Below are 12212 nucleotides of genomic sequence, written 5' to 3' on the forward strand. Positions count from 1 at the left end.
CGTCCGTAGTCGGATTTATCTCTATGATTTCGTTGCAAAATCTTCGAATTCGAAAAAGCCATCCTTAAGGGATTGCCGCCAAGGCTGCGCCCGGAAGTCAGGAGCGTTCTGTATGGCCCGGATCAGGGACTATCGCGTCATTGCCGAGCCGGTCGGGCCCGACGTCTGCGGATCCGATGCGTTCGAACGCTTTCGGACCGAGCCCAACACCCTGGCCATCGGCGTGGTCGATGGGGACGGGCGGCCCATCGGCCTGATCGAACGCCACGCCTTTACCCTGAAGATGGCCGCCGAGTTCGGACGCGCCCTTTATGCCCGCAGGCCGGTCTCGGCGCTGATGGATGCCAGCCCGCTGGTGTTCGATGGCGCGATGGACGCCGCCACCCTGTTCCAGAGCCTGGACGATTCCGAGCTGGGCGGTCTGCTGGGCGGCTTCATCATCACGGAAGAGGGCCGCTACAGCGGGGTCGGGTCGGGCGTGCAGGTGCTGCAGGCCGCCAGTGCCCTCGCCCGCCGCCGGGCCGATGAAATGGCGGCCCTGGCCCGGAACCTGAGCCGGGCCGAAGCCGAAGCGCGGGCGTCCAGTCGTGCCAAATCAGAATTCCTCGCCGTGATGAGTCATGAGATCCGGACCCCTCTCAACGGGGTCCTTGGGGTGGCAGCCCTGATGGAGCGGAAGCTGACGCAGGAGGATCTCCGGCCCCACGTCCGCACCATCCTCGATTCGGGACAGAGCCTGCTGCGCCTGTTGACCGATGCGCTGGACATGTCGCGGGCCAATGCCGGTATCCTGACGCTGGAGCCGTCTCCGGTCAGCCTGACCGCCGTCGCCGACGACCTTCTGGCCCTGTGGAAGGCCCGGGCCGAGGAGAAGGCCATTTCGCTGGACGTGCGCTGTGAGGGGAACAACCCGACCTGGGTCCAGTGTGACGAAATCCGGCTCAAGCAGCTGTTGAACAATCTGATCGGCAATGCGCTCAAATTCACGCCGTCCGGGCGGGTCAGCTGCACCCTGAAGGGCGCACCGTTCGGCGACCGGATAAGGGTCGAAGGCGCGGTGGAGGATAGCGGCCCCGGGATCCCGGCGGACAAGATCGATCAGGTCTTCCAGCCCTTCAACACCGGCGAGGCAGGACGCGAGGGGGCGGGTGCCGGTCTGGGCCTCGCCATCTGTCGCCAGATCGTCGACCGCATGGGCGGGACCATCTCGGCCGGAACCTCGCCGTTCGGCGGCGCTCGCTTCAGCTTCCGGATTGAACTGGACACCGCCACGCCCGACGACCTGACGGCGGGCCAATCCCGGGCGGAACCGACCCCCCATGATACCCTGCACATACTGGTCGCCGACGATCACCCGACCAATCGCTTCCTGGCCGGCAAGCTGCTGGAAATGTTCGGTTGCAGCTTTGAGGCCGTCGAGAACGGCGCCGAGGCGCTTGCGGCCGTGCGCGACCGTGCCTTCGATCTGGTCCTGATGGACATCAAGATGCCGGTGATGGATGGCGTGGAGGCGACACGAGCCATCCGCCAGCTCGGCGAGGGCAAGGGCTCAGTCCCGGTTCTGGCGCTGACGGCCAATGCCGACGACGCGGATGCCAGGACCTACCTGGCCGCCGGCATGAACGCCGTCGTCTCCAAGCCCATTCAGCCCGACGTCCTGCTGGATGCCATCCGTCGGGCCATGAGCGTGCCCTTAAGCCACGCGGCTTGATTCACCGTCCTTGAGGACGAAGGTGATCTTGAGGTTGACGCGGTACTCGGTAATCTGGCCGCCGTCGACCACGACCTTCTGTTCCTGGACCCAGGCGCCGCGCACCTGATCCAGCGTTTCGTCGGCGCGGGCAATGCCCTTCTTGATCGCGTCCTCGAAGCTAACGGTCGAGGACGAGGTGATTTCAGTGACGCGGGCGACGGTCATGGGACACTCCTGTTTCGGTGTCCCCTTCAAACGATACCGGACCCTTCCGGTTGCGTGACGGCCTCGCCTCATGAAAACGCCCGCCGTCCTGAAAGGAGGCGGGCGCTGTCAGATCGTCACGCGTGACAGGGTCAGGCCAGGGCGGCGCGAACCTTGTCAGCCACGGCCTTGAAGCCGGCTTCGTCAGCGGCCATCGCGGACAGAACCTTGCGGTCCATTTCGATGCCGGCCTTCGACAGGCCGTGCATGAACTGCGAATAGGTGAAGCCTTCCAGACGGGCGGCGGCGTTGATGCGCTGGATCCACAGGGCGCGGAAGTTGCGCTTCTTGGTGCGGCGGTCGCGGTAGGCATATTGCCCGGCGCGGTCGACGGCGGCCTTGGCGGTCCGGATGGTGTTCTTGCGACGGCCGTAGAAACCCTTGGCCTGTTTCAGAACCTTCTTGTGCTTGGCGTGCGAGACGACGCCTCTTTTGACGCGAGCCATTATATATCTTCCTTCGGAAGGGCCCTAGCGCGCGCGACGCGGTCGCTTGCTGCTTGAGGGCCTCTGTTCAAATTCGTTCGATGCGATGAAGTCAGTCGGTCTGTGCGGCTACGCCTAGGCGTAGGGCATGTAGGACTTGATCTTCTTGGCGTCGGCGTCGGCCATGACCGAGGTGCCGCGGTTCTGGCGGATGTACTTGGAGTTATGGCTGATCAAGCGGTGACGCTTGCCTGCCACACCGGCCTTGACCTTGCCGCTCGCAGTGAATTTGAAGCGCTTTTTGGCGCCCGACTTCGTCTTCAGTTTCGGCATTTTCCATTCCTTTTTCGGCGACCGGTCTTAGGACTGAAAAGTCCGGAGGGTGGACGCACTGGGTTCTGGAACCGCCCAGGCATGCCTGTTCGCCCGGCGGTTCGGTACGCGAAGGCGCGGGTCATACGGCAAGGCCCCGCCAAACGCAAGGGCAGGATTCCTGCACCGGATCATTCCCGAGAGCATTTTGTTCATGGTATGTTCTACCCATGAAGACGCCGGATGATCGCCATGAGGACGGGGCCGGGCTGCGTTGGCTGTTTCTGGACCTGAACAGCTATTTCGCCAGTGTCGAGCAGCAATACCAGCCGGACCTGCGGGGACGACCGGTAATCGTGCGACCGGCGCCGTCCGAATACACCTGCGCGATCGCCGCCAGCTATGAAGCCCGGCCCTTCGGAATCCGTACCGGAACCCGCGTGATGGATGCCCGCAAACTGTGCCCTGGCTTGGCTGTGGTCGAGGCCCGCCCTGACCTCTATGTCACCGTTCACAAGCAGATCATGGCCGAAATCGACAGGCACCTGCCGATCTGGAAGGTTTGCTCGATCGATGAGGCGGTCTGTGAATTGACCGGGCCTCAGCGGCTGGAGGCCAATGCAATCCCGTTGGCCCGGCGGGTTCAGGCGGGGATCCAGGCGGCGGCGGGTGACTGTCTGCGCTCATCGGTCGGCCTGGCGCCCAGCCGTCTGCTGGCGAAGACCGCCTGTGGCATGCAAAAACCTGACGGCCTGACGGTTCTGCGTGCCGACCAACTGCCCGGGCGACTGCTGGAGCTGCCCCTCTCGGCCCTGCCGGGTGTAGGGCCACGCATGACTCGCCGGCTGCAGGCTGCCGGGATTCACGACATGGCCGGGCTGTGGGCACTGGGAGCTGCCGAAGTCCGACGCCTGTGGAACAGTATTGAGGGAGAACGGATCTGGCGGGGCTTGCACGGACTTGACAGTGCAGAGCCGCCCGAGCGGCCGCGCGCCTCCATCAGCCACAGCCACGTTCTGGCCCAGGCCATGCGAACCCCCGACGGCGCCCGTGCCGTCGTCCGCCGATTGACCGTCAAATGCGGCGCCCGTCTACGCCGACTACAGCTGACCGGAGGGTCCCTGACCCTGATCGTGGACATGCCCGACGGCGCCCCGCGAAAGGCCCGGCGACGCGACGTGGCGTCACTGAGCTGCACCTTCGCCCCCACCTGCGACAGCTTTGTCCTGCTGAAGGCCGTAGATCGCCTTTGGGAAGGCATACGTGCCGATATCGAGCACCGCCCGCCCAACTATGTGGGGGTGGCCGTTCATGACCTGCGCCCGGTAGACAGCTTTGTGCCGGATCTGCTGGGCTGGTCGCCGGATCAGGGCGGCCAGTCCCGCTCCCTGCTCCTGTCGCAGGCGCTGGATCGGTTGAACGCCCGGTTTGGCAAGGACACGGTCTCCATCGGACCCCGTGCGGACTTGCCGAGCTATGTGGGCGCCAAGATTGCCTTCAACCGCATCCCCGAAGATGAAGAATTCCGGGAGTAGCCTCCATCCGGCGGATTGGAATTCAGAAAGGCAAGCCCATACAGAAACGCCCCGGCGCGGCGGCACCGGGGCGTTCAGATGTCTTGCGGTCGCGTCGGAAAACTAGCGGGGCGCGAGGATCATGATCATCTGGCGGCCTTCCATACGCGGGGCATATTCGACCTTGGCGATTTCCTCAAAATCGGCCTGGACCTTGTTGAGCAGTTTCATGCCGAGTTCCGGGTGGGCCATTTCGCGACCGCGGAAGCGCAGGGTCACCTTGACCTTGTCGCCCTCCTCGAAGAAGCGGTGCATGGCCTTGGCCTTCACGTCATAGTCGTGTGTGTCGATATTGGGCCGGAGCTTGATTTCCTTGAGCTCGACGACCTTCTGCTTCTTGCGCGCCGCGGCCTTCTTCTTCTGCTCCTCGAAGCGGAATTTGCCGTAGTCGAGGATTTTGCAGACGGGCGTCTCGGCGTTCGAGACGATCTGGACAAGATCCATGCCGGCTTCTTCGGCGGCTTCCAGCGCGGACGCCAGAGGCATTACGCCCTGCTTTTCACCGTTCTGGTCGATCAGGAGCACGCGCGCGGCGCGGATATCCTGATTCATGGGCGGCCCATCCTTGACGGGCGGAGTTTGCATCGGACGGCGAATGGGCGTCGTTTCCTTATGTGGTCGAGAGAAGATTGGCGGCTGTCATACGGAAACGCGCGGCGACCCGCCCCGTTTCCTGACAGCGCAATATGACCCTACGCGGCCCAATCTTCAAGGCGTGGGCCCCGGACGCCCCTCTGGCCACGCCTCATACAGATCAACCACGGCAGAAAAGACACGATCGACCGTAAGATCCTCGATCGGGGCGAACTGGCCCCGAGTCTCATTGGAGGCCACGGTAGCGGTCCTCGGTCCCCATGGGCCATACAGCCACCACTGGGTCGGGCCGAACAGGCCGAGCGTCGGCCGACCGAGAGCCGCCGCGACATGCATCAGGCCGGAGTCATTGCCGACGAACAGGGCCGCACGGTCGATGGCCGCAGCCGAGCACAGGATGTCGCCCTTGCCGACGCAGTCGATGCCGCGATCCCCGGCCGCCTCTAGCGCCGGAGTGGCAGGGGGCCGGTCGCCCGGGCCGCCGACGGGCATGAAGCGCCAGCCGTCAAAGCGGGGGTCGGCCTTCAGCCGCTCGACCAGCTGACCCCAGCGGTCGGCGGGCCAGGACTTGCCCGGCTGGTGGGCGATGGGCGCCAGGGCGATGATCGGACCGGGTCCGGTTCCGGCCGCCAGCTGCGGATCGATGACGGCGGCGGCTTCCCTGCGCGCCGTGTCGTCGAGGAAGATTTCGGGATTCAGCGGGGCATCGGCGCCCGTCAAGCGCGTGACCATCTCGACCTTGCTGACGCCGGTCTCCCACTGGCGGGTGTAGACGACGCGCCGTCTCGTGGGCACCAGCCAGGCGAGGGCCGAGCCCCGGATGTCGATCACCAGGTCCCAGCGGGTGTTCCGCACCTGACGCCACAGGTCGAACCAGTGTCCGGACATGGGCTTCTTGTCGAGGATGATGATCCGCTCGACCCCGGGGGCGGCGCGAAAGAACGGAGCCGGGGGCCGACCGCAGGCCACGGTGATCGCGGCACCCGGAAATTGTCGCCCGATCTCGCGGATCACGCCCGAGGAAATCACGCAGTCGCCGATGCGATTGGAGGTGACGAACAGGACCTGGGGGGCGGGTGTCATGCGATTCCGTCTTCGCTTCCGGGGTCAGGTCTGGCTATCAGGGTCTGCGACCCATGGCGAGAGGAGCCGCACATGACCGATCACCTGACCCGTCCCGACGGCGAACATCTGGCCCTGAAACAGGTTGAAGGCGAGGGGCCCGTCGTCCTGTGGGTCGGGGGCTTTCGCTCGGACATGGAGGGGACCAAGGCGCTGGCGCTTGAGGCTGCCGCGCGCGAACGGGGCTGGGCCTTCGTGCGCTATGACCATTTCGCCCACGGGCAGTCGACGGGGGAATGGCGCAAGGCCACCGTCGGCAGGTGGTGCGAGGATGCCTGTGCCCTGGTCGATCATCTGGTCGGGACGGGCGGGCGGCAGGTGGTGCCGGTCGGATCGTCGATGGGCGGCTGGGTGGCGCTGAACCTGACGCTGGCACGGCCGCAGGCGGTCAAGGGTCTGGTGCTGATCAATCCGGCGCAGGACTTTACCGAACGGCTGATGTGGCCGGACCTGGGGCCGGACCGTCAGGCCGAGATTCTGGAGACCGGCGAGACCCTGATGCCGGACGAGGGGCTGGGGCCCTATGTGCTGACCCGGACGATGTTCGAGGAGGCCCGCACGCGCGTGCTGCCGGAAGGCCCCCTGCCGATCCACTGTCCGGTGCACATCCTGCAGGGACGAAAGGACACCTCTGTGCCTTGGCGCCACCAGCTGGCCCTGATCGCGCAGCTGGAGTCGGCGGAGGTGCGGCTGGACCTTATCGCCGACGGGGACCACCGGCTGTCGGGTCCCGGCGATCTGGCGCGCATGATCGCAGCCGTCGAGGCTATGCGGTCAGTCTGATCGTTCGGTTTTGTCTGGAAAGACCGCGGGCTCAGGCGCCGACGCGGCGCAGGCCCCCGGCCGTGGTCGGGCGCTGCTCGCCGCCTGACAGGATCACGCGGTCGATGCGGGTCTTCTCGGCGCGGAAGGCGGCCAGATCAGCTCCGCCGAGGATGGTTCCCTCCTGGGTCTTGACCCCGGACGGGTTGATCCGTCGGCCGTTCTGCCAGATCTCATAGTGAAGGTGCGGGCCTGTAGAGGCGCCGGTCGAGCCGACATAGGCGACGACCTGTCCCTGCCGGACGCGGACGCCGGCGCGGATGCCCGAGCCATAGCGCGACAGGTGGGCATAGCCGGTCTCAAGGCCGTTGGCGTGACGGATGCGCAGCCAGTTGCCATAGCCACCCCAACGACGGGCCTCGACCACCACACCGTCAGCAGGGGCCAGCACCGGCGTTCCGGTCGGCGCGGCAAAGTCGATGCCCTGGTGCATGCGGCGGTAGCCGGAGATCGGGTGACGGCGATAGCCATAGGAGGAGCTGACCCGGGCCCGGTCCAGCGGCGTGCGCATGAAGGCCGAGCGCATATTCTTGCCCGAAGCATCGAAATACTGGGCCTCGGCCGAGTTGGCCGGCTTGAAGCGGTAAAAGACCTGACCCTTGAGCTCGGCATACAGAAGCTCGCCGGCCTCAACCACGCGGCCGCTTTCGGTGACGGTCTGGCTGAACACCAGTACAAACTCGTCGGAGGCCCGGATATCCCGATCCAGGTCGAACTTGTGCGAGAACAACTGGGTCGCCTTGCGGATCACAGAGCCGTTGGCACCGGCCTGACGGGCCGTGGCATAGATCGAGCCCTTGACGGTGCTGCGGACCACGACGGTCTCGTGGGTGACCTTTTCCTCGATGGCGCGAAGGCGAAGGGCCCCGTCGAAGGTACGCGACACGGTCAGCTGGCTGGCCGGGCCCGTACGCATGGTCAGGCCGATCAGGCGCGCCCCGCCCCGGCCGCCGCGCGGCTGGGCGATGGCGGTCTCGAACCGGAGACCGGCGCGCAGCTCATTGACATCATAGGCGTTGGCGATGGTCTGGGTAACGGCGCGGGCCTCTTCGTCCGGGATACCGGTGCGGCGCACGGCCTGCTCGAAGGTTTCGCCCTTGCGGATCTGGACCGGGATGGCTTCCGGTGTGCCCATGCCAACCGGAGTTCCGGCGGCGGCGATCGCCTGGGCTTCGAGCTGGGTGATGGATTCGGCACTGACAACAACGGGAACCTCGGCCCTTACCGGGTGGTAGACCCGGCCCGCCAGCATGGCGACCACCAGGGCCGCGCAGGCGGTGAAGATGTGCGGCGCAAGGCGCATCGGTTGGCGGCGCGGATCAAATTGAGCCATCGTTTCCCGACATATCGACGACGCCCATACGGCGCCACGCGTGATACCAGCAAGTTCCGCGCCGAAGACGCCCCTCCGGCACCGGAGGTCCGCCTATAGCCCGTCAGCCCCCCAATGTGAAGCGCAAGGGTTACGAAGTCTTAATGGCAAGGCCTGTTTTTCCGTGTTCAAGGCAGACATAGCGAGAACAAAGTCGTCTGCTTCGAGTTATGCGGGATGAGAACGGCGAATCCGGCCCTGAATTGCGCGAGATCGCTGACAACATCCGATCGTTCAACCAGTGTTCTTGGGGCAACTATACAGTGCTCATGAAGCAACAGCCCGTGCATCCGCCTGCACAGCTGAACCGGACAGGGACCGGGGCGTCAAACAGGCGCGTCCCGTTCAGGGACAGGTTATAGCCGTCTCGTGAGCACCTCCCCGCCAGCACCTGGAGACACGGACCGTCCGCCTCCCCCCGTTCGGAAGCGGCCCGGGCGGGCGTGGCCGCGCGTGCTGACTGCGGTCATCGTCGGCGTGTTGATCCTGCTGGCGGCGCTTTATCTGAACCGGCGGATGGTGGCGCGCGAGATTCTGGTCGGCTGGCTGGACCGACAGGGGATCGCCGCCGAGGTCGAGGTCGAGCGGATCGAGCTGAACGGCTTTGTCGGGCGTATTTTGGTCGGAGATCCCGAGGACCCGGACTTCGTCGCCGAGCGGGTTGAGGTAGATTACAGCCTGACCGCCCCCTGGTCTGAGGTCGGGTTCGGCGCCCGCCCCAGCCGCATCCGACTGGTGGCGCCCTCACTCAGAGCCACCTGGCAGGACGGGCGCTTCAGCTTCGGCAGCCTGGATCCCCTGATCGAACGGTTCACGGGCCGACCGGTCCAGCCCGAGGCCTCTTCCCCCCTGGTTCTGGTCGAGCAGGGCGAGTTGCGCCTCACCACGGCATACGGCCCCGTGCGAGTGCTGGCGGATGCCCGGATCGAGGACAGTCGTCTGGTCCGACTGACGGCCCGCATGCCGAAGTCGGCGCTGGCGCTGGATGACCAGTCCGTTCGGGGGCTGAGCGCAGATCTGGACCTGACCACGCGCAGCGATCGCATGACCCTCAGCCTGACCGCGGCAGCCGACAACGCGAGCGGTGCGGACACCATCGCCCGTGATTTGACGCTCAATGTCGAGGCCGTCCTCCCCTATCCGAAAGGAACCCCGCTGAGGCTCGACGGGCCGGGGCAGATCGAGCTGTCGCTGGATGCGGCGACCTATTCTGCCGGTGACACCGAGGCGCAGACTGTGTCGATCGACATGTCCGGCGACGGACAGTTCGACGGCATTCTGACCCGCCCCCGGTTTGAGGGACGCAGCCGGGGGACAACCACAGCCGGGCGGTTCACGGCAGCAGGCTCAACCGTGACGGAGGCTCGAGTGGAGTTGGGTGACGCTACGACAACGCTCGATCTGTCCGCCGAGGCCGCGCGCTGGAGCCTTGTGGGCCCGGCCCGGGTTCGGGCTGTCCGCTTTGACAGCGAGGCCTTTGGCGGTCGCGATGTCGACCTTGCCACGCCGCGTCTGGTCGCCGGGGGCCGCGAGGGCCGGTTCGAGGTCACCGGGACGTGGCAGGCCACTGCGGGACAGTTGTCCTCAGGCGAGTTGCGACTGGCCGGTGTGTCGGGCCGGCTTAATCTCGATCTGGTCTCGGACGGGGCGCTGCGCCTGACCGGACAGATGTCCGCCGCCCAGGGCCGCTGGCCCCTGCTGGGAGCGCGCGCCGCAGATGACGTGCCGGAGCTTGGCGCGATGAAGGCCGCGCTGGGCGATTTCCGGCTGAACGCGCCTGGCTTTGTCTATCGCTCAGGGGTCGGCGGCGGGCGTCTGGACCTGACCCGGCCCGTCGCCATCCGGCCACTCAGCGGGGGTCAGCTCACGATCCGCGAGGGCGATGCCCCCGTTCTGGTGCTGCGGGACGGCGAGGCCCCGGGGGGGCAGTTGCGCCTGACCTCGACAGGTGGTGGCGGCCTGCCCGAGGCCGAGGTTTCCGTGCCACGCTGGGCCCTGATCCCCGGCGGGTTCTTGGCGGATTTCGACGGTCAAGCCGCACTGGACTTCGGTCTCGGGCGCGGCCTGACCGTGTCCGGCGACGGACGTTTGCAGAACGTGGGCGGGGCGCTGACCGTCACCACCACAGACTGTCTGGCCGTCACCGCGGAACGGCTGGAACTGGGCGAGAATGACGTTGCGCACGTGGCCACTGGCCTATGCCCGACAGGGCGCGCGCCTCTGGTGCGGATCGCCGACGGCGGCTGGCGGGTGGACGGGCAACTGGCGGGCGGCTCGGGACGGGCGCCCTTCCTCGCGCTCGGGGTCGAGGACCTGAGTGGCGCACTTCAGGTCGTCGGACGCCCGCAAGGCCTGTCGCTGGACCTGACGGTCGGCGAGGCCCGGATCGAGGATGCGACCCGGCCGATCCGCTTTCACCCGCTGGAAGGGCGGGGCATGGCCCGGATGCGGGGCGACTCGTGGACGGGGGACTTTGTCCTGACCCGGAACGGCAGAGAGGTGGCGCAGCTGGACCTGGCGCACGACGGCCTGACGGGTGTCGGCGGCGTTGATATCTCCACCGGAGACCTGAGCTTTGCCAAAGGGGGTCTTCAACCGTCGATCCTGACGCCGCTCGCCGCGGATCTGGTCGGTGAACCGGTCACCGGCGTGGCGCGCTTTGACGGGCGGATCGCCTGGACGCCCGTGGACGGGACCAGCACCGGACGACTGGCGCTTCGCGACCTGACGTTTTCCAGCCCCGCCGGACAGATCATGGGGCTGGAAGGCTCTGTCGACTTCACCAGCCTCGCTCCGCTGACCACCGCGCCGGACCAGTCGCTGACTGCCCGATCGCTGGAGATCGCGGGTGGCGTCTCTGATCTCGGCGTGACCTTCACCCTGGACAAGGCGGCGCTGTCCGTTTCGGGTGCAGAGCTGGCGGTGGGGGCCGGACAGGTCACCGTCGAACCCTTCGACATCCCGCTGGACCCGGCCGTTCCCTGGGGCGGGACGGTCCTGCTCGAACGGGTGCAGGTGGGCGATCTGGTTGCGGGGGCGGGCTTTGGCGACAAGGTGCAGCTGGATGCCGTCGTCTCGGGCAGCATCCCGTTCGTGCGCAGCCCGGATGGCCAGATCCGCATCTCGGGCGGGTCGCTGCAGGCTGTCCAGCCGGGGCGTTTGTCGATCCAGCGCGAGGCGCTGTCCGGGCTGGAAGCGGGAGGCGGGGGCGAGGCGATCCCGCCGGGCGTGGTCGAGGACCTGGCCTATCAGGCGATGGAATATATGGCGTTCGACAGCCTGACCGCCCGCGTCGACAGTCTGGACGGCGGGCGGCTGGGGGTGCTGTTCCGCATCATGGGGCGTCACGACCCACCCGAGCGCCAGGAACTGCGGCTGGGCCTGCTGGATGTGATCCGGCGCGATTTCCTCGGCCAGCCGCTGGAGCTGCCGTCCGATACCGGCATCCGGCTGACGCTCGACACGACCTTCAATCTGGACCAGATCGTCTCCGACATCCTGGCGCTGAACCGTGCCCGGCGGGGGGAGCCCGATCCTGAGCCGGCGAGCGAGCCGTAACCCGAACCCGATCCGTGCGTTCAGACCCTGTTCACCCCCGTTGGCGCTGTATGGCATCGACACTGATGGAGACTTCCGGACATGAGGCCCTTTCTGCCCTACCGCAAAGCCCCCGCCCTGCTGGTCGCCGCGACCGTGCTGGCGCTGGGCGCGTGCACGCCGACCATTCGCCTGGAAGTCGCCCCGATCGAGATCTACGCCAAACTCGACGCCGACGTCCGGGTCCGCCTTGATCGGGAGCTGCAAGAGCTGCTGATCGAGAACCCCAACCTGTTCTGATGAACCGAGCCCTGAAGGGTATGACCATGACTTTCCGCAAACTCTTCGTCATCGCCGCAGCCGTCGCCGCTTTGGGCGTCGCCGCGACCGGTGCGTTCGCCCAGTCGGCCGAGCAAAAGGCGATGGTGGACCGCGCCAAGGCCGAGGGCATCGTCGGCGAACAGGCCGACGGCTATCTGGGCTTTCGCGTCAGCTCT

At 66.5% G+C, this 12212-nt stretch carries 11 protein-coding genes; 5 read left to right on the forward strand and 6 right to left on the reverse strand.

Annotation, left to right across the window (positions count from 1 at the left end; genetic code table 11):
- The first annotated feature begins 112 nt into the window (after positions 1–112).
- A complete protein-coding gene (locus tag B4K74_RS00280; protein WP_286691263.1) occupies positions 113–1711 on the forward strand; it encodes an ATP-binding protein in 1599 nt (532 codons plus the stop codon).
- On the opposite strand, the gene B4K74_RS00285 is transcribed toward B4K74_RS00280, so the two are convergent.
- From B4K74_RS00285 to rpmI, 3 genes are all read right to left on the reverse strand, one after another.
- The gene (locus tag B4K74_RS00285; RefSeq protein ID WP_286691264.1) at positions 1694–1918 is read right to left on the reverse strand and encodes a dodecin family protein; all 225 of its coding nucleotides are present in this window, start codon (positions 1916–1918) and stop codon (positions 1694–1696) included. The genes B4K74_RS00280 and B4K74_RS00285 overlap by 18 nt on opposite strands.
- 131 nt (positions 1919–2049) lie before the next feature.
- Complete coding sequence (gene rplT / locus B4K74_RS00290) at positions 2050–2403, reverse strand: 50S ribosomal protein L20 (protein WP_123286287.1); 354 nt, start codon at positions 2401–2403, stop codon at positions 2050–2052.
- 114 nt (positions 2404–2517) lie between these two features.
- The gene (gene rpmI / locus B4K74_RS00295; RefSeq protein WP_123286286.1) at positions 2518–2715 is read right to left on the reverse strand and encodes a 50S ribosomal protein L35; all 198 of its coding nucleotides are present in this window, start codon (positions 2713–2715) and stop codon (positions 2518–2520) included.
- A 209-nt stretch (positions 2716–2924) separates the two neighbouring features.
- Between rpmI and B4K74_RS00300 the strand changes: the two genes are divergently transcribed.
- Positions 2925–4229 (forward strand): type VI secretion protein ImpB, encoded by a 1305-nt coding sequence (locus B4K74_RS00300; protein ID WP_286691265.1) that lies wholly within the window; start codon positions 2925–2927, stop codon positions 4227–4229.
- A gap of 102 nt (positions 4230–4331) precedes the next feature.
- Here the strand turns inward: B4K74_RS00300 and infC are convergent, their stop codons facing one another.
- The gene (gene infC / locus B4K74_RS00305) at positions 4332–4853 is read right to left on the reverse strand and encodes a translation initiation factor IF-3 (protein ID WP_123286284.1); all 522 of its coding nucleotides are present in this window, start codon (positions 4851–4853) and stop codon (positions 4332–4334) included.
- Positions 4854–4976: 123 nt separating this feature from the next.
- Positions 4977–5945: a glycosyltransferase family 9 protein gene (locus B4K74_RS00310; protein ID WP_286691266.1), complete on the reverse strand. Its 969-nt coding sequence runs from the start codon at positions 5943–5945 to the stop codon at positions 4977–4979.
- Positions 5946–6017: 72 nt separating this feature from the next.
- Between B4K74_RS00310 and B4K74_RS00315 the strand changes: the two genes are divergently transcribed.
- Positions 6018–6767 carry an alpha/beta fold hydrolase gene (locus B4K74_RS00315; RefSeq protein ID WP_286691267.1) on the forward strand — a complete coding sequence of 250 codons (750 nt, stop codon included), beginning with the start codon at positions 6018–6020 and terminating at the stop codon, positions 6765–6767.
- A 31-nt stretch (positions 6768–6798) separates the two neighbouring features.
- Here the strand turns inward: B4K74_RS00315 and B4K74_RS00320 are convergent, their stop codons facing one another.
- Positions 6799–8139, reverse strand: a complete 1341-nt coding sequence (locus tag B4K74_RS00320) for a M23 family metallopeptidase (protein ID WP_286691268.1) — start codon at positions 8137–8139, stop codon at positions 6799–6801.
- Positions 8140–8631: 492 nt separating this feature from the next.
- On the opposite strand from B4K74_RS00320, the gene B4K74_RS00325 reads away from it, so the two are divergent.
- Complete coding sequence (locus B4K74_RS00325) at positions 8632–11736, forward strand: intermembrane phospholipid transport protein YdbH family protein (protein ID WP_286691269.1); 3105 nt, start codon at positions 8632–8634, stop codon at positions 11734–11736.
- A gap of 81 nt (positions 11737–11817) precedes the next feature.
- Positions 11818–12015: a YnbE family lipoprotein gene (locus B4K74_RS00330; protein WP_123286279.1), complete on the forward strand. Its 198-nt coding sequence runs from the start codon at positions 11818–11820 to the stop codon at positions 12013–12015.
- The last annotated feature ends 197 nt before the right edge of the window (positions 12016–12212 follow it).

The sequence above is a fragment of the Brevundimonas sp. UBA2503 genome, assembly GCF_002341485.1.
Lineage (GTDB): Bacteria > Pseudomonadota > Alphaproteobacteria > Caulobacterales > Caulobacteraceae > Brevundimonas > Brevundimonas halotolerans.

Bases quoted from the DNA above. Each gene is read 5' to 3' on its own strand.
- B4K74_RS00330 (WP_123286279.1), top strand. From the start codon at position 11,818: ATGAGGCCCTTTCTGCCCTACCGCAAAGCCCCCGCCCTGCTGGTCGCC.
- B4K74_RS00300 (WP_286691265.1), top strand. From the start codon at position 2,925: ATGAAGACGCCGGATGATCGCCATGAGGACGGGGCCGGGCTGCGTTGG.
- B4K74_RS00315 (WP_286691267.1), top strand. From the start codon at position 6,018: ATGACCGATCACCTGACCCGTCCCGACGGCGAACATCTGGCCCTGAAA.
- B4K74_RS00320 (WP_286691268.1), bottom strand. From the start codon at position 8,139: ATGGCTCAATTTGATCCGCGCCGCCAACCGATGCGCCTTGCGCCGCAC.
- infC (WP_123286284.1), bottom strand. From the start codon at position 4,853: ATGCAAACTCCGCCCGTCAAGGATGGGCCGCCCATGAATCAGGATATC.
- B4K74_RS00285 (WP_286691264.1), bottom strand. From the start codon at position 1,918: ATGACCGTCGCCCGCGTCACTGAAATCACCTCGTCCTCGACCGTTAGC.
- rpmI (WP_123286286.1), bottom strand. From the start codon at position 2,715: ATGCCGAAACTGAAGACGAAGTCGGGCGCCAAAAAGCGCTTCAAATTC.
- rplT (WP_123286287.1), bottom strand. From the start codon at position 2,403: ATGGCTCGCGTCAAAAGAGGCGTCGTCTCGCACGCCAAGCACAAGAAG.
- B4K74_RS00310 (WP_286691266.1), bottom strand. From the start codon at position 5,945: ATGACACCCGCCCCCCAGGTCCTGTTCGTCACCTCCAATCGCATCGGC.
- B4K74_RS00280 (WP_286691263.1), top strand. From the start codon at position 113: ATGGCCCGGATCAGGGACTATCGCGTCATTGCCGAGCCGGTCGGGCCC.